General features: G+C 31.0%; 16 protein-coding genes and 1 pseudogene. 10 read left to right on the top strand and 7 right to left on the bottom strand.

The genetic code is table 11. From position 1 onward, the window contains the following. Window positions 1-26 precede the first annotated feature (26 nt). The 4 genes from MHN29_RS04305 to MHN29_RS04290 all read right to left on the bottom strand — a co-directional run bounded on the left by MHN29_RS04305 (window position 27) and on the right by MHN29_RS04290 (window position 5,836). Window positions 27-959 (bottom strand): ABC transporter ATP-binding protein, encoded by a 933-nt coding sequence (locus MHN29_RS04305; RefSeq protein ID WP_235274546.1) that lies wholly within the window; start codon window positions 957-959, stop codon window positions 27-29. A gap of 93 nt (window positions 960-1,052) precedes the next feature. Then, window positions 1,053-3,143: a M13 family metallopeptidase gene (locus MHN29_RS04300; protein WP_235274547.1), complete on the bottom strand. Its 2,091-nt coding sequence runs from the start codon at window positions 3,141-3,143 to the stop codon at window positions 1,053-1,055. Between the two features lie 19 nt (window positions 3,144-3,162). Beyond that, window positions 3,163-3,624, bottom strand: coding sequence for a hypothetical protein (locus tag MHN29_RS04295; RefSeq protein WP_235274548.1), 462 nt, complete (start codon window positions 3,622-3,624; stop codon window positions 3,163-3,165). 55 nt (window positions 3,625-3,679) lie between these two features. Further along, window positions 3,680-5,836, bottom strand: a complete 2,157-nt coding sequence (locus MHN29_RS04290; protein ID WP_235274549.1) for a prolyl oligopeptidase family protein — start codon at window positions 5,834-5,836, stop codon at window positions 3,680-3,682. 162 nt (window positions 5,837-5,998) lie between these two features. Here MHN29_RS04290 and trxA point away from each other — a divergent pair. The 6 genes and pseudogenes from trxA to MHN29_RS04260 form a co-directional block, all read left to right on the top strand. Continuing rightward, window positions 5,999-6,364, top strand: a pseudogene (gene trxA, locus MHN29_RS04285) (thioredoxin); the annotation flags it as partial. Window positions 6,365-6,646: 282 nt separating this feature from the next. After that, the gene (locus MHN29_RS04280) at window positions 6,647-7,618 is read left to right on the top strand and encodes a ribonucleotide-diphosphate reductase subunit beta (RefSeq protein WP_150898006.1); all 972 of its coding nucleotides are present in this window, start codon (window positions 6,647-6,649) and stop codon (window positions 7,616-7,618) included. A 171-nt stretch (window positions 7,619-7,789) separates the two neighbouring features. After that, a complete protein-coding gene (locus MHN29_RS04275) occupies window positions 7,790-10,177 on the top strand; it encodes a ribonucleoside-diphosphate reductase subunit alpha (protein ID WP_235274551.1) in 2,388 nt (795 codons plus the stop codon). Window positions 10,178-10,261: 84 nt separating this feature from the next. Continuing rightward, on the top strand, window positions 10,262-11,599 hold the full coding sequence (locus tag MHN29_RS04270; protein ID WP_235274613.1) for a deoxyguanosinetriphosphate triphosphohydrolase: 1,338 nt from the start codon (window positions 10,262-10,264) through the stop codon (window positions 11,597-11,599). 115 nt (window positions 11,600-11,714) lie between these two features. Next, a complete protein-coding gene (locus MHN29_RS04265; RefSeq protein ID WP_235274552.1) occupies window positions 11,715-15,629 on the top strand; it encodes a thrombospondin type 3 repeat-containing protein in 3,915 nt (1,304 codons plus the stop codon). Continuing rightward, window positions 15,629-16,330, top strand: a complete 702-nt coding sequence (locus tag MHN29_RS04260) for a hypothetical protein (RefSeq protein WP_235274553.1) — start codon at window positions 15,629-15,631, stop codon at window positions 16,328-16,330. The genes MHN29_RS04265 and MHN29_RS04260 overlap by 1 nt, the downstream gene beginning before the upstream one ends. Window positions 16,331-16,385: 55 nt before the next feature. Here MHN29_RS04260 and MHN29_RS04255 read toward each other — a convergent pair whose 3' ends face one another. Then, the gene (locus MHN29_RS04255; protein ID WP_235274554.1) at window positions 16,386-16,955 is read right to left on the bottom strand and encodes a DUF3109 family protein; all 570 of its coding nucleotides are present in this window, start codon (window positions 16,953-16,955) and stop codon (window positions 16,386-16,388) included. A gap of 109 nt (window positions 16,956-17,064) precedes the next feature. On the opposite strand from MHN29_RS04255, the gene MHN29_RS04250 reads away from it, so the two are divergent. Genes MHN29_RS04250 through MHN29_RS04240 form a run of 3 tightly spaced genes read left to right on the top strand, consistent with a single transcriptional unit; the run spans window position 17,065 to window position 19,438 of the window. Continuing rightward, a complete protein-coding gene (locus MHN29_RS04250) occupies window positions 17,065-17,646 on the top strand; it encodes a MarC family protein (RefSeq protein WP_150898001.1) in 582 nt (193 codons plus the stop codon). Window position 17,647: 1 nt separating this feature from the next. Beyond that, window positions 17,648-18,265, top strand: coding sequence for an FAD-dependent oxidoreductase (locus MHN29_RS04245; RefSeq protein WP_235274555.1), 618 nt, complete (start codon window positions 17,648-17,650; stop codon window positions 18,263-18,265). Between the two features lie 21 nt (window positions 18,266-18,286). After that, window positions 18,287-19,438 carry an endonuclease gene (locus tag MHN29_RS04240; RefSeq protein ID WP_235274556.1) on the top strand — a complete coding sequence of 384 codons (1,152 nt, stop codon included), beginning with the start codon at window positions 18,287-18,289 and terminating at the stop codon, window positions 19,436-19,438. Between the two features lie 20 nt (window positions 19,439-19,458). On the opposite strand, the gene MHN29_RS04235 is transcribed toward MHN29_RS04240, so the two are convergent. Beyond that, the gene (locus tag MHN29_RS04235; RefSeq protein WP_235274557.1) at window positions 19,459-20,136 is read right to left on the bottom strand and encodes a LytTR family DNA-binding domain-containing protein; all 678 of its coding nucleotides are present in this window, start codon (window positions 20,134-20,136) and stop codon (window positions 19,459-19,461) included. A 6-nt stretch (window positions 20,137-20,142) separates the two neighbouring features. After that, window positions 20,143-20,694 carry a sensor histidine kinase gene (locus MHN29_RS04230; protein WP_235274558.1) on the bottom strand — a complete coding sequence of 184 codons (552 nt, stop codon included), beginning with the start codon at window positions 20,692-20,694 and terminating at the stop codon, window positions 20,143-20,145. Between the two features lie 602 nt (window positions 20,695-21,296). Here MHN29_RS04230 and MHN29_RS04225 point away from each other — a divergent pair. Next, window positions 21,297-22,184, top strand: coding sequence for a tetratricopeptide repeat protein (locus tag MHN29_RS04225; protein ID WP_235274559.1), 888 nt, complete (start codon window positions 21,297-21,299; stop codon window positions 22,182-22,184). Window positions 22,185-22,187 lie beyond the last annotated feature (3 nt).

Below are 22,187 nucleotides of genomic sequence, written 5' to 3'. Positions count from 1 at the left end.
ATAATTATGAGATAGTTATTATTGGTTTAAACAGTTTCATTGAACGCTAATGAAACTGTTTTTTTTGTATCTAAAATTGAGTGATGATTGAAAAAAATAGTTTGATTATTGTAATATGCTTCTATAAGCCAATAATATCCTTTGAAATATGCTTTTTTAACAATAGCTTTATTGTTAGAATGCTCAACAATCTGTATTTGATGCGGATACAATAAAACTTGTTTTTCGTTCAAAAAAAACTCATTTACATCATCAAATAAAGAAGCAATATATTTTTGTTTTAATCCTTTGTATAAACTAGCTGGTGTATCATTAGCAATAACTTTATGGTCTTTTATTACAATCATTTTATCAGCAAAAGATAGGGCGTCGTTACCGTCATGTGTAGCAACGATGCAAGAAATATTATTTGCTTTTAAATAAGCAAATAGCTTTCTTCTTAGAGAGTTCTTTTTAAAGTTGTCTATTTGGCTAAAAGGTTCATCTAAAAGAAGTAATTCGGGTTGTTTAGCTATTGCTCTAGCTATGGCAACTCGTTGTTGTTGGCCTCCACTTAAATTTTTTACTTTTTCGTTAGCAAAGGAAGTCATTTCTATAACATCAAGGAGTTCTTGTGTTCTTTTTTCTGCTTCTTCTGGGTAAAAACGAGAAAGAAATTTTTTAATGTTTTCACTAACAGAAATAAAAGGCATTAAGTCAAAATCTTGAGCTACATACTTGAAAAAATCCATTCCTGGTACCAAATGATGAGCTGGTCCTAAAATTTGAGTATCATTCCAGTAAAGTGTACCTTCATTTAAATCTAATAAACCGTAGATAGCTTTTAGTAAAGTAGATTTTCCACAACCACTTTCGCCCATAATACACAAATGTTCGCCTTTTTCTAAGGAGAAATTAATGTTTTTTAAGGTTGATTTTTCATCAGAATATGAAAAAGAGATGTTATTAACTTTTAGCATAGCTGCAAAAATAATGAACTCTATTTTTTATATAAAAAAAACCGATGCAAAAGCATCGGTTTTAATATTCTAAATTAAAAGAGAAAATCTTTTTTACCAGATTCTAACTCTTTCTTCTGGTTTTAAATACATTTTATCACCTTCTTTTACATCAAATGCTTCATAGAATGCATCAACGTTTTTAAGAGGCATATAAGCTCTATATTGACCTGGAGCATGTGTATTTGTCATGATTAAGTTCTTTAAAGCCTCATCACGCATTTTAGTTCTCCAGATAGTTCCCCAAGAAAGGAAGAAACGTTGCTCAGGAGAAAAACCATCAATATCATCAGGACGACCATTCTTTTCTAAGAATACTTTTAATCCTTCGTAAGCAGCTTGAACACCACCTAAATCACCAATGTTTTCACCTAAAGTATACTCACCATTTAAGTGCATACTATCGATAGCAATAATATCACTGTATTGTTTTACTAATTTACTTCCAACGTCTTTAAACTTTTTAGAGTCTTCTTCAGTCCACCAATTTTTTAGGTTTCCATCACCGTCAAAACGAGCACCAGAATCATCAAAACTATGTGAGATTTCGTGACCAATAACAGCTCCAATTCCACCATAGTTTACAGCTTCATCAGCTTTATAGTTGTAGAAAGGTGGTTGTAAAATTGCCGCTGGGAATACGATTTCGTTATTTACAGGATTAAAGTAAGCATTTACTGTTTGTGGAGACATTCCCCATTCAGTTCTATCTACTTCTTTACCTAATTTAGCCATGTTTTTATCAAAGTTCCATTTAGAAACATTTATAGCATTGTCAAAGTAAGTACCTCCGTTTTTTAAACCTTTAACTTGTAAAGCAGAATAATCTTTCCATTTATCTGGGTAAGCAATTTTAACAGTTAATTTATGTAATTTTTCTAAGGCTTTTTTCTTAGTTTCCTCACTCATCCAAGGTAATTGAGCAATTCTTTTTTCAAAACCTAACATTACATTGTCAATCATTTCCTTAGCCTTTTTCTTAGCTTCTGGTGGGAATTTAGCATCAACATATAATTTACCTAAAGCTTCTCCAATAGCTCCATTTAAGTTACCTAAAGCACGCTCGTCTCTTGGACGTTGCTTTTTAGCACCACGCATTTCTTTGCTGTAAAACTCCCAGTTAGCTTTTTCTAAGTCAGTAGATAATAATCCTAATGAGTTATTAATTGCATTCCAACGTAATAATAATTTAATATCTTCTACTGAACGAGTTTTAAGAATTTCACTCATTGCTTTGAAATATCCAGGGTCAGTAACAATTACTTTATCAATGTTATCTACACCAATTCCTTTTAAGTGAGCAGCCCAATCAATTGTTGGAGCTAACGTAGTTAATTCTTCAATAGTCATTGGGTTATACATTTTACGAGTATCTCTACGCTCTTCTTTAGTCATCATTGGTTCTGCTAAGCTTTTTTCAAAACCAACAATAGTTTCAGCGTTTTTCTTAGCAGTAGCTTCATCGTCACCAAATTCTTGTAACATTTTAGCTACAAATTCTTGATATTTTTCAAGCTTATCTTTTACTTTATCATCTACATAGTAGTCTCTAGATAAACCAAGTCCACCAGCACCCATATAACCAGCATTCATACTACTGTTTTTAAGGTCGTTGAAAACTCCAAATCCGTAGAAACCTCCACCACCATAAGGAGCCATGTTAGTAATAAAATCTTGAACACCATTTAAATCTTTAATCTCCTCAATTTTTTTAAGGAAAGGTTTTAAAGGTTCTTTACCAGATTTGTTTCTGGCAACGGTATCCATAATAGTTTCGTAATAATTTACTGCTTTTTCTTGGTCAGAATCAATTTCGTTTCCTTCAGAATCTTTTATTTTAGGAAAGTTTCCTTCTTCGATAGCTTTGTTTAAGATAGCTAATACATCTGCATCTGTTTTTTTACGAAGCTCTCCAAAACCTCCCCAAGAAGTTCTGTCGGCAGGGATTTCAGTTTTATCCAACCAAGCCCCGTTTACATATCTAAAGAAATCGTCTGTAGGTTTTACAGAGGTATCCATATTTTCTAAGATAATTCCCTGTACTTTTTCTTCAGGTTGTTTATCTGCTTTTTTATCTGTTTTACATGATGCAATTGCTAAAGAAGCGACAGCAGTAGTAAACAGCATTTTGTGAATGGTTTTCATTGTATATAATTTGATTGATTTAATTACAAGTGATTTTTAATTGTTTTCCTTCTTGTTTCGCTTTTTTGTCTTTTTCTTTCCCAATTGCAATACCTAGTAACATACCAAAAGGTAAGCCTATACCGAGTAGGGCAATATTACCTAATAACATTCCGAATATGGATCCAAAAGAAATACCAAAGAGACTCATTCCTAAAACCATCCATTGATTTTGATAGTATTTTTCATGAACGTATCCATGGTTTTTTCTTACAAGCTCGAGAATATTATGATTTTTAACTATGAGTTTATTTCTGTGTTTTTTCAATTCCCCTTCAAATTTGTTTATTTCTTCTAAATCCTTATTTATTTGAGAAATAGTAGAATCTGATAAAGGAAGAGTTTTTAAAACAGATAGAGTGTTTTCTATCTTGTTAAAAGCTTTTAAAACATTTTTATCAGAGATAAAAGGTTCTTTTTTCTTTAGAGAAATAAACATCATAGTTAGTTAGTTAGTTTACTCATATAAGAATACTAAATGTAAAAAATGTTACAGTTTAGCTCTTAATTTTTGATTTTGGAGGGTTTGGTAATTGATCAAATCCCATGTTGAATAAGGTAAAACCAAAAATATCAGCGTATTGTTCTATGGTTTTTGCAACTGGAGTTCCAGCACCATGACCAGCATTAGTTTCAATACGAATTAATACAGGATTAGTTCCTTGTTGTTTTTCTTGTAATTCTGCAGCAAATTTGAAACTATGAGCAGGTACAACACGGTCGTCGTGGTCTCCTGTAGTTACCATAGTAGCAGGATATGCTTCTTTTTTAACATTATGTACTGGAGAGTATCCTTTTAAGTATTTAAACATTTCTTCACTTTGTTCTGCAGTTCCGTAGTCATATGCCCAACCAGCACCTGCAGTAAATGTATGGTAACGTAACATATCTAATACACCTACAGCTGGTAAAGCAACTTTCATTAAGTCAGGTCGTTGTGTCATTGTAGCACCTACTAATAGTCCTCCATTAGATCCTCCACGAATTGCTAAGAAATCAGAAGCAGTATATTTTTCTTTAATTAAGTATTCAGCAGCAGCAATAAAATCGTCAAAAACATTTTGTTTTTGTAATTGAGTTCCAGCTTTGTGCCATTTTTTACCATATTCACCACCACCACGTAAGTTAGGTACAGCATATACACCTCCTTGTTCCATCCATACTGCATTAGCAATGCTAAAAGAAGGAGTTAAAGAAACATTAAATCCACCATAACCATATAATATAGTTGGGTTTTTACCATTCAATTCTAATCCTTTCTTGTAGGTAATAATCATAGGTACTTTAGTTCCGTCTTTTGAAGTATAGAAAACTTGTTTACTTTCATAATCATCAGAATTAAAAGAAATAGCTGGTTTCCAATATAATTCATAAGAACCATCTTGTGGATTGAATTTATAAGATGAACTTGGTGTGTTATAATTTGTAAAAGAAAAGTATAATTCTTTAGCGTCAGTTTTTCCTCCAAAACCTCCAGAAGAACCTACGCCAGGTAATTTAACTTCACGAATTAATTTTCCATCAAAATCATATTGTAATACTTTAGATACAGCATCAACCATGTATTCAGCAAAGAAATAACCAGCACCAGTAGAAGGAGATAAAACATTTTCAGTTTCAGCAATAAAATCTTTCCAGTTTTCTGGAGTAGGGTTTTTAGCATCTACTGTTACTACTTTTTTATTAGGTGCATTTAAGTTGGTAACTAAATATAATTTATCATCTCGATTATCAATAACATAAGTATCACTGTTGTAGTTATCTATAACGGTAACTAGTTTACTGTTTTCTTGAGTTAAATCTTTTAAAAATAATTTGTTTCCAGAAGTAGAAGTAGAAGCAGAGATAATTAAATATTTATCATCTTCAGTTAAATAACCACCAACGTATCTATTTTTTTCTTCTGCAGTAGCTCCAAAAATAACAGCATCTTCATTTTGTTTAGTTCCTAACTTATGATAATATAGTTTGTGTTGATCTGTTTTTGCTGAAAGTTCACTTCCTTTAGGTTTGTCATAACTAGAGTAATAAAAACCTTCATTACCTTTCCATGCTATACCAGAAAATTTTACATCAATTAAAGTATCGCCAATAATTTCTTTGTTTTTGGCATCCATAACAATAATTTTTCTCCAATCGCTACCTCCTTCAGAAATTGAGTAAGCAACAATATCTCCGCTTTTAGAAAAGCTAACAGAACCTAAAGAAGTAGTTCCGTCATTAGAAAAAGTATTAGGATCTAAAAATACTTCTTCTTTACCACTATCATCCTTTCTATATAATACGTATTGGTTTTGTAAACCATCATTTTTATAAAAATAAGTGTAGTTTCCTTCTTTAAAAGGAGTACCTACTTTTTCGTAGTTCCATAATTCAGATAAACGATCTTTTATTTGTTTACGATATGGTATTTTGCTTAAATAATCGAAAGTAACCTCGTTTTCAGTTTTTACCCAATTTTCAGTTTCTGGACTACGGTCATCTTCTAGCCAACGGTAATTATCGGTAACTTTAGTTCCGAAATAATCATCTACAACAGGTTTTTTGGTTGTTTCTGGATAATTCACAGTAATATTTTTCTTGGTTTGTTTTTGTTCTTTGCAGGACACTAGTATAACACTAGCGCAAAGGACAGGGAAAAGAATTTTTTTCATGATGAAATAATTAGTTAATTCTTTCAAAGTTAGAAGAAAATGCTTGGTAACCTTGTTTTTTTAAGATGAATTTAACATTAAATAAGTTTTTGTAATCTTTAGAAATAAAAACGACTATTTTTATGCGTAAAATATTACTAAACATTTTTTAGTAAAAAACTACAATCAATGACAGAAAACTTAACTAAAGAAACTTTTTTAAAAAAAGTATTTAATTACGAGGAAAATAAGGAGTGGAAATTCGAAGGAGATAAACCAGCATTAATAGACTTTTATGCTGATTGGTGTGGTCCATGTAAAGCATTGGCTCCTGTTTTAGAAGTATTAAGTGAAGAATATGAAGGGAAAATAAATATTTATAAAATAAATACAGAAGAGCAACAAGAATTATCAGCTGCTTTTGGAATTCGTAGTATTCCGTCAATGTTATTTTGTCCTATGGGAGAAGAGCCTCAAATGGCTCATGGAGCCCTTCCTCAAAAACAGATAGAACAAATTATAAAAGACGTTTTAAAAGTTGAAAAATAAAAAATAAAAGTGATGCAAAAAGCATCACTTTTTTTATTGAAAAAACCAAAATAAGAAACTCAGTGATTATCACTACGGAAGCCAATTTTTGATTTTTAAGTTGTTGTTTTATAGTGTTTTGTGAAATTTAAAAAATGACGCGTTTTTTAAAAAAAACAGCAATTTGTTAAAAACTTCAAGGGATTTGTGAATAAGTATCACTTTCAGTTTTTAGCATTTTTTTGAATCTTTGTTTTATCCCTCAAGAAGACAAAATAACACATAAAATTTAGCTCAAAAAGAATGGCTGTAACTGAACCAATTTTACAAGAAAATAAAGACAGATTTGTAATTTTTCCAATTCAACATAATGATTTATGGGAATGGTATAAAAAACAGCAGGCTTGTTTCTGGACAGCCGAAGAAATCGATTTACATTCCGATTTAAATGATTGGAATAAAAAATTGACAGATGATGAGCGTTACTTTATAAAACATATTTTAGCCTTTTTTGCAGCTTCTGATGGTATCGTAAATGAAAACTTAGCAGAAAACTTCGTAAATGAAGTTCAATATTCTGAAGCAAAGTTTTTTTACGGTTTTCAGATAATGATGGAAAATATTCATTCAGAAACTTATTCTTTATTAATAGATACTTATGTTAAAGATGAGGAAGAAAAAGATAGGTTATTTAAAGCTATAGAGGTTTTTCCAGCAATCAAGAAAAAAGCTGAATGGGCATTAAAATGGATAGAATCTGATTCATTTGCAGAAAGATTAATTGCTTTTGCAGCAGTTGAAGGTGTTTTCTTCTCAGGTTCATTTTGTTCTATTTTCTGGTTAAAGAAAAGAGGATTATTACCTGGATTAACGTTTTCTAATGAGTTAATATCTAGAGATGAAGGAATGCACTGTGATTTTGCAGTTCATTTACATAACCACCATATAGTTAATAAAGTACCAAAAGAGCGTATTCGAGAAATAATTATAGATGCTCTTTCTATTGAAAGAGAATTTATTACAGAATCTTTACCTGTAAGTTTAATTGGTATGAATGCTAAGTTAATGACTCAGTATTTAGAGTATGTAACAGATAGGCTATTATTAGAGTTTGGTTGTGAAAAAGAATATAATGTGTCGAACCCATTCGATTTTATGGAAATGATTTCGTTAGAAGGAAAGACAAACTTCTTTGAGAAAAGAGTATCAGAGTACCAAAAAGCTGGTGTGTCATCAGGAGGTACAGGAGATATCAGTTTCGATGCTGATTTCTAGTAAAATATAAATACTGCTAACCCCTACATGCGGTAATTTTTTGCAAAGGCACATTTTGTGCTTTTGCACCATAAGGTTTCCCCTAAGAAACAAAATTATTTTAACAAACATGAGTTACTATTATATAGTGCTATAGTAACTTTATTAACAAATTTAAAAACCAGTAAGAATATGTATGTAGTAAAAAGAGACGGCAGAAAAGAGCCTGTGATGTTCGACAAAATCACAGCGAGGGTTAGAAAAATGTGTTATGGATTAAACAAAATTGTTGATCCAGTAAAAGTAGCAATGCGAGTTATTGAAGGTTTGTATGATGGGGTAACTACTTCTGAATTAGATAATTTAGCTGCAGAAATTGCTGCTACTATGACTACAGCTCACCCAGATTATGCAAAATTAGCTGCAAGAATAGCCGTATCTAACTTACATAAAAACACAAAGAAATCTTTTTCTGATACGATGACTGATTTGTATGAATACATCAATCCTCGTACAGGAAATAAAGCACCTTTGTTAGCAGATGATGTATATGAAATCATCATGAAGAATGCTGATAAATTAGACTCAACTATTATTTATAGTCGTGATTTTAATTATGATTACTTTGGTTTTAAAACCTTAGAAAGGTCATATTTGTTAAAGTTAAATGGTAAGATTGTTGAGCGCCCACAACAAATGTTAATGCGTGTTTCTATTGGAATTCACAAAGAAGATATTGATGAGGCTATTGCTACATACGAATTAATGAGTAAAAAATATTTTACTCATGCAACGCCAACCTTATTCAATGCTGGAACACCAAAGCCACAAATGTCTTCATGCTTTTTATTACAAATGCAAGACGATAGTATCGACGGTATTTACGATACATTAAAACAAACAGCAAAAATTTCACAATCTGCTGGAGGTATTGGTTTATCTATACATAATATTCGTGCTACAGGAAGTTATATAGCTGGAACTAATGGTACATCAAATGGTATTGTTCCAATGTTACGTGTATTTAACGATACAGCTAGATATGTAGATCAAGGAGGAGGAAAGCGTAAAGGTTCTTTTGCTATGTATTTAGAGCCTTGGCATGCAGATATTTATGATTTTTTAGATTTAAAAAAGAATCATGGTAAAGAAGAAATGCGTGCACGTGACTTATTCTATGCAATGTGGATTTCTGATTTATTCATGAAAAGAGTACAAGAAGATGGAGATTGGACATTAATGTGTCCGCATGAGTGTCCACACTTGTATGATACATATGGAGAAGAGTTTGAACGTTTGTATACAAGCTACGAGGAAGCTGGAAAAGGAAGAAAAACTATTAAAGCTCGTGATTTATGGGAAAAGATTTTAGAATCTCAAATAGAAACAGGTACTCCGTACATGTTGTATAAAGATGCTGCTAACCGTAAATCAAATCAGAAGAATTTAGGAACAATTCGTTCTTCAAATTTATGTACAGAGATTATGGAGTATACAGCTGAAGATGAGGTAGCTGTATGTAACTTAGCATCGATAGCTATACCAATGTTTGTTGCTGAGGATGAAAATGGTAATAAATTCTTTGATCACGACAGATTATTTGAAGTTACTAAAAAAGTAATTAGAAACTTAGATACAGTAATTGATCGTAACTATTACCCAGTAGTGGAGGCAGAAAATTCAAACATGCGTCACCGTCCAGTAGGATTAGGGATTCAAGGGTTAGCAGATGCTTTTATCATGTTACGTATGCCGTTTACATCGGATGAAGCAAAAAAATTAAACCAAGAAATTTTTGAAACATTATACTTTGCTTCAGTAACTTCATCTATGGAAGTAGCAAAGGCAAAAGGAGCATATTCTACTTATGAAGGATCTCCAATGTCTCAAGGAGAATTCCAACACAATATGTGGGGAGTTAATGATGATGAATTAAGTGGTCGTTGGGACTGGAAAGCATTACGTAAAGAAGTTAAGAAACATGGAGTACGTAATTCTTTATTAGTAGCACCTATGCCTACAGCTTCTACATCACAGATTTTAGGAAATAATGAAGCTTTTGAACCATATACTTCTAATATTTATACACGTAGAGTATTATCAGGAGAGTTTATTGTAGTAAACAAGCATTTACTAGAAGATTTAGTAGAGTTAGGTTTATGGGACAATAATATGAAGGAAGATATTATGCGTGCTAATGGATCTATTCAACATATTGAAGTAATACCACAAGATTTAAAAGACTTGTATAAGACAGTTTGGGAAATGAGTATGAAAGATATTATTGATATGGCTCGTCAAAGAGGATATTTTATCGATCAATCTCAATCGTTAAACTTATTTATGAAAGATCCTGATTTTGGAAAATTAACATCAATGCATTTCTATGCTTGGAAGTCTGGTTTAAAAACTGGAATGTATTATTTACGTACAAAATCAGCAGTAAACGCGAAGCAATTCACATTAAATATAGAAAAGAAAGAAGAAGATAAACCAATGAGTCCTGAAGAATTTAAGGCAATGGTAGATGCTTCTAAAAATGCAGAAGGGCCAGACGATTGTTTAATGTGTGGTTCTTAAATAGTAGAATTAAATTAAAAGTGATTAAGAGAAGTCGAAAGGCTTCTCTTTTTTAGTATTTTCGAAAAAATTTTATTCAAAATGATGAACTGGGAACAACTACTCTCTTTAAAACGTTATGGAGACACTCAAAAACGAGAAAGAATAAAACAAGACGAAACACGTCTAGGGTTTGAAGTAGATTTTGATAGAATTATATTTTCATCAGCATTTCGTAGCCTTCAAGATAAAACACAGGTAATTCCACTTTCAAAAACCGATTTTGTTCATACCAGATTAACACATAGTTTAGAAGTATCTGTTGTAGGTAGAACGCTTGGTCGTAGAGTAGGTAAGATATTATTAGAAAGACACCCAAATCTAAAAGAATTAGGATATACTTTTAATGATTTTGGAGCAATTGTAGCAGCAGCTTCTGTTATGCATGATATAGGAAATCCTCCTTTTGGTCATTCAGGAGAAAAAGCAATAGGAGAATATTTTAAAACAGGAAAAGGACTTCAATACAAAGAACAACTTACAGAAAAAGAGTATCAAGATATCATAGATTTTGAAGGTAATGCAAACGGTTTTAAAATCTTAACAGAGAGTAACCAAGGAACAGAAGGAGGTTTACGATTATCGTATGCAACTTTAGGAGCTTTTATGAAATATCCAAAAGAGAGTTTGCCTAAAAAACCAACCAAACATATAGTTGATAAAAAGTATGGTTTTTTTCAATCAGAAAAAGAGGCTTTTTTAGATATAGCTAACGATTTAGGATTGAAGAAAAAAGAAAGTGATGGAATATCATATTATCGTCATCCATTGGCGTATTTAGTAGAAGCTGCAGATGATATTTGCTATACAATTATTGATTTTGAAGACGGAATAAATCTAGGGTTAATAGATGAAGACTATGCTTTAGAGTATATGGTTAAGTTAGTAAAGGATACTATCGATATTAAAAAATATAACTCACTTCAATACAAAAAGGATAGAGTAAGCTATTTAAGAGCTTTAGCTATTGGTGTCTTAATTAATGAAGCAATCGATATTTTCTTAGAAAATGAAGAGGAAATATTGAACGGAACATTTGATAAATCGTTATTAGATAAATGTAAGTTTGAAGCACAAATAAATGATATCATAAAAATTAGTGTAGAAAAAATTTATCGTAGTAAGGAAGTAATAGAGAAAGAAGTAGCAGGATATAAGATTATAGCAGATTTATTAGATGTATTTGTTACGGCTCTTAATAATAAATTTAAAGGTAATCAATCAAACTACGATAAGTTAGTGTTGAATTTACTTCCTAAACAATATCAGCAAGAAAAAGAGAATTTATACGATAGAATTATGCAAATAGCTAGCTATGTTTCTGGTTTATCTGATGGTTTTGCAATAAGATTGTATCAAAAAATAAAAGGAAATGTAGTATAGATGATTGTTAAAGTTCAGTTTTTATGTTAAAATATTCGATATATTAGCTTTTTTTTAAGAAAAAGGTAGGGAAAAATCAACTACACCTGTTATATGGGTTACTAATAACTTTATTATGAATAAAAGAATACTTTTTTTTAGCTTACTATTTGTGGCTATAGGCGGTGTTGTTTTTAAGACTTTGGATAAGAAGGAATCCGAGGTTGAAAAAATAAGGAAACAACATGCAGAAATTTTAAAAGATCATCCGTATAAGAAAACGGGGAGATTACCTAAAAAAGAAAGAAAGGCATTAGGTTTACCACCAAATGCTTATTACGAACAAAAATATTTAAATGAAATTAATCCTTACACAGGAAGAGTTCACGGTGAAAATGTTTTAGAATTACAAAAAAAATTAGAAAAACAAAGAGCAGGACAAAAAGTTCCTGGAGAAGCTGATAATGCATGGATTGAACGTGGTCCAGACAATGTAGGAGGAAGAACAAGGGCGTTAATGTTTGATCCAAATGATGCTACTAATGAAACTGTTTTTGCAGGAGGAGTTAGTGGAGGTTTATGGAAAAACACAAAAATTTCTGATGCTAATACTAAATGGGTACGCGTTGGAATACCAGAAAACTTAGCTGTTTCAAGTATAGCAGTAGATCCAAATGATTCAAAAACATTTTATGTTGGTACAGGAGAATCATACGTAAGACAAGTAAATGGAGCTGATGGTTTATGGAAGTCTACGGATGGTGGAAATACATGGGCTAGAGTTTTTGGAGGAGCAACAGGATCATCTTTTTTAGATGCTAAATATAAGTTGGAAGTTAATTCTCCAGGATCTATAGCAGGAGAATATAAAATAACTTTATCAACTGCTTTTGGAGGAAATTTATCATCAGCAGTTACAGCAGACGTAGTATTAGCGGATGATGGAACAGATCCAAATAGTGATGCTTGTACTGATTTAGTTAATGGAGCAGCAATTAATGGGAAGATAGCTTTAATTAAAAGAGGAAGCTGTCAGTTTGACGAAAAAGCAAAGAGAGCTCAAGACGCAGGAGCTATTGCAGTTATTATTATCAATAATAATGACGGAGAACCAATAGACATGGGAGGTGATGATACAAGTATTACTATTCCAGCCGTTATGTGTACACAATCTGCAGGTAATGAAATAATTAATGCTTTAGGAGCTGGAGCAGTTAATGTAACTTTAAAGCAAGGTGATCCAAATGCTGTTGGGTCAGTATTATTACCAGGAGTTCAGTTTGTAAATGATGTTATAGTAAGAGACAATGGAGGAGTTTCTGAAGTATATGTTGCTGTTGGAGATGGAGGAGATAGACAAGGAGTAATAGTAGGTGGAGGAGATAGTATTGGACTATATAAATCTACAGATGGAACTAACTTCTCAAAAGTAGATGTACCAAAAACTACAGGAGGAAAAACTTACGAGCCTAATAATTTAGAATTAGGTTCAGATAATTCTATTTATTTTAGTACAATACAAAGTAATTCGTATGGTGACGGTGGAGGAGCTATCTTTAAATCTACTGACGGAACTAACTTTACATTAAAGCATACAGTAACAAATGGTAGAAGAACAGAGATTGCATTATCACCTACAAATGCAGGTGTTGTATATGTTTTAGCACAAACTGCAACTAGTGGTGCACCAGTAAAAATCTATAGAACAGTAAATGATTTTGGGAATGTTAGTGAATTACCTTTACCAAACGATGCTGATACAGGAATACCAGCTAATGATTTTACTAGAGGTCAATCAGGGTATGATTTATTAATAAAAGTTGATCCTAATGATGAGAATACTGTGTTTGTTGGAGGTATTGATTTATTTAAATCTACAGATGGAGGTCAAAATTGGGCACAAATTTCTCACTGGTACGGTGGATTTGGTAGCCAGTTTGTACATGCCGATCAGCATGGAATCGCATTTGCTTCTTCAACACGTATGATTTATGCAAATGATGGAGGTGTTTATTTTTCAAATAATGCAGGAGCTACAATTGTTGCTAGAAATAATAATTATAATACATTACAATTTTATACTTTAGGAGTAGCGCCAACTACAGCTTTTGGCGGTGATGAATATTTCTTAGCAGGAGCTCAAGATAATGGTACGCAATTAGTTCAGCAAGCTACACCAGGAATAAATAGTTCGATTAGGGCTCAAGGAGGTGATGGAGCTGCTAGTTTCTTTGATACAGATGGAACAGATAAATACCATATTTCTAACTATGTTTATAATCAAAGTATAGTTTTATACGACTATGTTTCTGGAGAAAGAAGAACAATTAATGATGAAGACACTAGTAACGGAGATTTTATAAATCCAGAAGAATTAGACTCACATTTAAATATTTTATATTCTAACTATTCTTCAGTAGGAAATACAATTAGAAGATATTCAAATATATTATCAGGATCAGTTGTTAAAGAAAATATTTCAAGTCCTTTAATGGATTTTTCACCTTCAACATTAAAAATTTCGCCTTATACTACAACATCTAGTAAATTATATGTTGGATTAAAAAATGGTAAGTTATTAAAAGTTGAAAATGCTAATGTAGGTTTAGGTACTTGGTCAAATCTTACAGGAGACGGTTTCGTTGGTTCTATATCAGATATTGAGTTTGGTGAAAATGAAAACCAAATTTTAGTTACAATGCATAACTATGGAGTAAAGAGTGTATGGTATTCAGCAGATGGAGGATCAACATGGTCAAGTAAAGAAGGAGATTTACCAGATATCCCTGTAAAAACTATTTTACAAAACCCATCAAGCAGAAACGAAGTTATTATAGGTACAGACTTAGGTGTATGGAAAACTAAAAACTTTAATGCTGCTTCTCCTAATTGGACTCAGTCATTTAACGGAATGAGTAATGTTCCAGTATTAGATTTAGATTTACGCGATGATAATACTGTTTTTGCTGCTACTTATGGTAGAGGAGTTTTCTCTGGAAAATTCATTTCAGATCCTAATGGAGATGATGATGGAGATGGTGTTTTAAATGGTGTTGATAACTGTCCTACTACTGCTAATGCAGATCAAAAAGATTCTGATGGTAATGGAATCGGAGATGCTTGTCAAGATACAGATGGAGATGGTGTTTTAGATGTTGATGATAACTGTCCAACTACAGCAAATCCAGATCAAAAAGATACAGATGGAAATGGAGTAGGAGACGCTTGTCAAGATACAGATGGAGATGGTATCATGGATGACAAAGACAACTGTATTAAAGTTAAAAATGCAGATCAAAAAGATACAAATGGAAATGGAGTAGGAGATGTTTGTGATACTAGCTATTTAGCGGTAGATAACATTTCTATTCAAACGACTTCTGAAACTTGTGTTGATCAAAATGATGGAAAAATAACAGTAAATGTGAAAGAAACATTTGTTAGTTATACAGTAACATTAAACGGTACTGGTAAAAACGAATCAAAACAATTAACAACTACTAGTTTAACATTCTCTGATTTAGAGCCAGGATCTTATGAAGTTTGTGTGAAGGTTAATGATAAGAGTTATACACAATGTTTCGAAATCAATATTGTTGAAGCTAGTCCAGTTTCATTAAAAGTAGCGAAAAACAATCAGTCAAAAAATTATACTGTAAACGTTAACTCAGGAACAGCGCCTTATAATGTATATTTAAACGGTAATTTAATAGAAACATCTAATGTGTCTACATTTGATGTTAATGTTGAAGGAAGTGGAATATTAGAGGTTAAAACAGCAAAATCTTGTGAAGGAGTATTTAAAACTTCAATTGATAATATTTTCTTAAGAAATAACCCTGTAACCGATGCTATTAATTTAATGGTACCTTCAGATAGTGCACCAAGTTTAGATGTATTAGTTTATGATGTTACTGGAAAAGTAGTATTAGATAAGAAAGTTGAAAAACAAGGAAATGAATTATCAATTCCATTCGATAGTTTCAAATCTGGAATCTATATCTTAAGAATTGGAGGAGATAAAACAAACACTTTTAAAATCTTAAAATAATGAGAAAAGCAATAAAAAATATAGCATTATTCACAATTCCATTATTCGTTGCCTGTGGAGGTGGAGGTAGTTCAAGTGGAGGTGGAGAAGTAGTAAATGACGCTCCTACTAAAGTAGATTTAGTATTCCCTACAGAAAACTTATTATGTATTGATAATACGATCACTTTTGATTGGAGTGATGCAACTGATCCTAATAGTGATGCAATAACATATAAGGTTGAAATCTCTAAGAATAGAGATATGACTAATATTGTTAAAACACAAACGGCAAGTACTTCAGAAGCTTCTATTACATTAGACAAAGGAGTAGCTTTTTACTGGCGTGTTACAGCAACAGATAGTAAAGGTAAATCTGGAGATGCTTCATCAGTATTTGCTTTTTACACTAAAGGAACTGGAGTTCTTAATGTAGCACCTTTTACAGCAGAATTAACAAGTCCAGCAATGGATAGTTCAGTGTCTGGTACTACTGTTAGTTTAGAATGGAAAGGAGCAGATTCTAATACTGGAGATACATTAAAATACGATGTATATTTTGGAGAAAATGCTGATCCACAAACAAAAGAGGGATCTCTTTTAACAACAAATACATTAAATGTTACTGTTGCAAGTGGAAAAACATATTACTGGAAAGTGAATACAATTGATGATTCAGGAGCAAAATCAATTGGACAAATATGGAGTTTTAAAGTAAATTAAAACCGTATTTTAAGTGTATAAATAAAAAGAGGTGATTTTTAAATCACCTCTTTTTTTATTTTAATTTTTTTTCGGCCATTTGTTCTAGTTCATCATACCAATTTTGACCAAATCTTCTAACTAAAGCCTGTTTTACAAATTTATAAACAGGTACTTGTAGTTCTTTACCTAAAGAACAAGCATCATCACAAATTTCCCATTTATGATAGTTAACAGCCGAGAATTCACTATAATCTTTAACACGAACAGGGTATAAGTGACAAGAAATAGGTTTTTTCCAATCGACTATACCTTGGTTATATGCTTCCTCTATAGCGCAAAGAGCAGTACCTTTATCGTCAAAAATTACATAAGCACAATCAGCATCATCAATAAGAGGAGTTTCTAGTTCACCAAAGTCACTTGTAATCCATGTTCCTTGTTTTTCAATAGCATCAATACCTTCTTTACGAAGAAAAGGCTTTACTTTAGGGTATATGTCTTCTAAAATTTTAGTTTCTTCTTCTAGTAATGGCGCACCTGCATCACCATCAATACAACAGGCTCCTTTGCATGCCGATAGATTACAAACAAAGTCTTTTTCTATAAGATCTTCTGAAACGATGGTTTTTCCTAATTGAAACATAAAAGATATTTAAAGTTGTAAGTTTATGTTAACTTCACGTAAATTTAAATGCAAAAATACTAGATTGTAACATTACTTATCTAATTTTGCACCTGAAAAACATTATAATATGAATTTTAACTTAAAAGAAATTTTTACTGCTTTCATGGTATTGTTTGCGGTAATTGATATTATTGGAAACATTCCTATTATTATTGATCTACGTAAAAAAGTAGGTCATATCCAATCAGAAAAAGCCTCAGTAATAGCAGGTTTTATTATGATTTTATTTTTATTCGTAGGAGAACGATTGTTAAGTTTAATTGGTATAGACGTTCATTCTTTTGCCGTGGCAGGAGCTTTTATCTTATTCTTTATTGCTTTAGAAATGATTTTAGGAATTACGTTGTACAAAGAAGACGAAGATGAAACCTTAACAGCAACAGTTTTCCCTCTTGCTTTTCCATTAATAGCAGGTCCAGGTAGTTTAACTACACTTTTATCTTTACGAGCTGAATTTCATATTGGAAACATTATTATAGCGGTTTTATTAAATGTATTAGTTATTTATATAGTACTAAAAACATCTTCTAAAATTGAAAAAATGATTGGTAACAATGGAATAAAAATAATTAGAAAGGTTTTTGGTGTAATTCTATTAGCAATTGCTGTAAAGTTATTTGCAACGAACATAAAAGTATTATTAGCATAGTATGAGTTTTGACACTTTAATTATTGGAGGAGGAGTCGCAGGAATGCAATGTGCTTTAGTATTGGGGTCAGCTCAAAAAAAAGAATATAGCAAAGGTAAAAAAGTAGGAATTATCTTACATCAACGATCTTCTCATTTACAAAATGCCTTATTCAATAATGTTTTAGGTTTAGCTCCTGGAACTTTAGGAAAAGATATATTAATTGATGGAAAAGAGCAATTAAAAACTCAATACCCAACCATTTCACAGTTAGAAAATGAAAAAGTAATCGCTGTTTTAGACGACAAAGAGGATACATACAAGGTAATTACCAACAAGAATGAGTATTTTAGTAAAAATGTAGTTATAGCATTAAATTATTCAAAACCCTTTGAAATAGCAGGCTTAGAGCAATATATTGAACCACATATGCGTGCTAATGCTATGAAAGACAGAATACAATTACGTAATTTTAACCATCTAATAAAAAAAGGTTTGTATGTTTGCGGAACTTTAGCAGGATGGCGTAGTCAATTTGCCATTGCAGCAGGTAGTGGAGCAAGTGTAGCTACTGATATATTAACAGAATGGAATGATAATATACCAACTAAGGTACACGATAAAATAATAACAAAGTAAATTTAAATAGTACATAGAACGATGAAAAGAATATTAATGTTAGGGGTTATAACCCTTTTATATATTAATTGTGGAGGAAATGATAGTGAAGTAGTAACCCCAACACCAGATGATAAAGTTACTGCAGTAAATGATTCTTACCAAGGAGAAGAAAATACTGCAAAGATTATCTCTGATTTCTTATCTAACGATACTTATAAGCAAGGTAATGTAAAGATAACTGTAGAACCTAATTCGTTAAAGAATGGAGCAATAACACAAAGTGGAACTAGTTTTACATATACACCAGCCAAAGATTTTGTAGGAAATGATTCTTTCAAATATACAATATGTAGTACAATTACAACATCTAGTTGTTCTACGGCTACTATTACTGTTACAGTAAAAGCTTCTAGTAACAATTCTAATAATTCTGGAAATTTCAATATTCCTTCATCATTAACTAGTTATTATAATGATGTAAACTTTAATTTAACAGGTTCTGCATTAAAAGACGCTTTAGCAACGAAAACAATTAGTGCACATACAAATCCAGTTTCATCTTATACACCTGGTGTTTGGGATGTATTAAAGCAATCAGATTTAGATCCTGCAGATAATAGCAAAGTACTTTTAATTTATGGATATGATGATTCAGATGGAAATACTGTAACGGACAGAACTAGAAGTAAAGACAGTAACGGAGGTACAGCAGGTTCTGATTGGAACAGAGAACACGTATACGCTAAGTCATTAGGAACACCAAAGTTTGAAAATAATGATGTAGCTGGTTCAGATCCACATCACTTAAGAGCTTCAGATGTTACTATGAACTCTAATAGAAATAATAAAAAGTTTGCTGATGGTTCTGGTACTGCTGGTGATGTTTCTGGTAATTGGTACCCTGGTGATGAATGGAAAGGTGATGTTGCTCGTATGATGATGTATATGTATTTACGTTATGGTAACCAATGTTTACCAAAGAACGTAGCTGTAGGTAATGTTAATTCATCAGATAGCAATATGATAGATTTATTATTACAATGGAATATAGATGATCCAGTTTCAGATTTTGAAAAAACACGTAATAATGTTATTGCAAGTAAACAAGGTAACAGAAACCCATTAATTGACAACCCATATTTAGCTACAGTTATTTGGGGTGGTGGAGATGCTGAAAATACATGGAAATAATAGAATGAATAATATAAAAGCTATTTTAAAATAGTTTTTATATTATTCTTATAAGTCCTTCCTATAGGCAAAGAAATATTATTAATAGATAAATTTGTTCCGGCAAGTTTATCTATTTTTTTTGTGTTTACTATATATGATTTATGAATTTGTACGAAATAATTCTTTTCTAAAGAATCTCTCCAATTTTTAAGAGAATCAATAATAGTTAACTTTTTTGAAGTTGTATGAAAAGTAATGTAATTTCTATCGGATTCTAAATATAAGATATCTGAAATATGTACTTTATGTATTGTTTTATCGATATTTAAAAAAAGTACATTTTCTTGTTTAATCTCTTCACGACTTAAATGTTTTTCAACTTTAGTTATTGCCTTTAAAAAACGATCAAAAGAAAAGGGTTTTACTAAATAATCAACAATAGTGTCCAGTTCAAAACTTGTAACAGCATAATCAGGATATGCAGTGGTAATAACAATTTTTGGTGGGTTCTTAATTGTTTTAATAAAATCTAACCCAGAAATGTCAGGTAAATTAATATCTAAAAAAACGGTATCAACAGTGTTTTTTTTAAAAAAATCATTGGCTGCTAGAGCTGTTTGAAAAGTATCAGTAAGATGAATACCAGGCACTTTTTTAATGTAATTTTTTAAAATATTTTGAGCAGGAAGCTCGTCTTCAATAATAATACAGTTCATAGCTTATTAACTTAAATTGAGGTTTAATGTTACCTTAAAAGTATCAGAGGAGTCAATATCTAATTTATAGTTGTCTTTGTACAATAAATCTAATCGTTTTTTTAAATTTCCTAAACCAATAGTATTATTGTTTTTAATAGTTTTTTTATCAAAGCTATTTGTAGTGATACAAACAAGAGTATTGTTTTTAGCAATAATTTCAATATCAATAATACTATTTACAGAGCTATGTTTAAAAGCATTTTCAATAATAGTTATTAAAAGTAAAGGAGCTATTGTATAAGTATCATTGTCTGAAGAAGTGTGATATTTAATCTGTTTTAATCCCTCAGTTCTAATTTTATGAAAGGTAATATAATTGTCTAGAAATTGTATTTCCTTTTGTAGACTTACCTTTTCAGCATTACTTTCATATAATACATGTTTTAAATTATCTGATAGCTTTAAAATTAAATCAGGAGTATTATCAGGTTTTTCTAGAGAATACGAGTAAATAGTATTTAAATTATTAAACAGTACATGTGGATTTATTTGAGATTTTAAAAATTTCAATTCCATAGCTGTTCTTTCCTGTTTTATTTTTTCTACTTCTTCGGATTGATCAATGTATTTGAAAAGAATCCATATAAATGAAAAAAACAGCAAGGGAGTTAAAGTTTGCCATAAATAATCACTCAAACATTTCATAATAGTACAACCGCAGCGAGTAAAAACATTACAATACAATTGTGTTGCTAAAAATGAAATAAGAATAAAAAGTAAAGAATACCACACATACCACTTCTTTTTGACAAAATAGGGTAATAAGATTTGATTATTTGTATATACAATAACTACAAGTATAAAAAAGTACTGTAAAAAAGGGTTTTCAGCCCAGTAATATTTTGTAAAGACAAATAGTGAGACAAAAGTAAATAAGACCCAGAAAAGTACATGAATTAAAGCCTCTGTGCTATTTTTTCTATTTAATGTAATCATAGGCTATGTAAGTAAGTAAAAATTCACCATTCAGCAAAAGAATAAGTACGAAAGGTTATTTCATCGGTACGTACTGCATATTATTTTGAATTTATGTTGTTAATACTGTTTTTTAAGCAGTATATACTTCAAGTTTTTTTCTAGAGTAAGAATGAAATAAATTCGAGTATAATTCAAAAAAAATGAAAAAAATATTACTTGGTAGCTTCTTCTTAATTAGCTGTATAATTAGTGCTCAACAGATTAATAAAACTACTTTAGACAGTAAAGGTAGAGTTATGTTGTTAGGAAAAACTAACAAAAAAGCTTTTGAAACAAAAGACTTTTCATGGTTTCAAAAAAACTATGAAGACTATATCACAAACAAAGATGTAATAAAAGAATTTAAAGAGCAATTAAAAGATTATACGATCAAGGTTTTTTATGGTAGCTGGTGTGGAGATAGTAAACGTGGAGTCCCAAAATTTTATAAAGTATTAGATGAGGCTGGATATGATTTAAAAAATTTAGACGCCATTGCGGTTGATAGAAAACCTGAAGCATACAAAGCATCACCTAATGGAGAAGAAAAAGGACTGAACATTCATAGAGTACCTACCTTTATTTTTTACAAGAATAATAGAGAAGTTGGAAGAATTGTAGAGTCTCCAAAGCAAGATTATGAAAGAGATATGCTTGCTATTACTCAAGGAAAAAGATATGCACCACAATATATCGTAGCAGAAAATTTACATAGTTTAATGAATTTTAAATCTTTAGAAGATCTAAAGAAAGAGGAAGAAAAATTGATAGTTTCTTTTGCTGAGTTTACAAAGGGGAGTAGGGAGTTAAATACTTTTGGATACAAGCTATTGCGTTCTAAACAAATAGAAAAAGCCTTATTTGTATTTCAATTAAACACAAAGATGTATCCATATAAATACAACGTTTTTGATAGTTTGGGAGAGGCTTATTACACAAATAAAAACTATGAAAAGTCGCTGCAAAGTTATCAGAAGGTTTTAAAACTTAAACCTAACGATGAAAATGCTATTGAAATGATTGAAAAAATAAAAAAAGAAATGATTTAATAA

Origin of the sequence: Tenacibaculum sp. Cn5-46 (assembly GCF_022347705.1) — a bacterium.
Classification (GTDB): domain Bacteria; phylum Bacteroidota; class Bacteroidia; order Flavobacteriales; family Flavobacteriaceae; genus Polaribacter; species Polaribacter aiptasiae.
The sequence above is the reverse complement of the archived record's forward strand: the minus strand, read 5'-3'. Positions and strand labels throughout refer to the sequence as shown.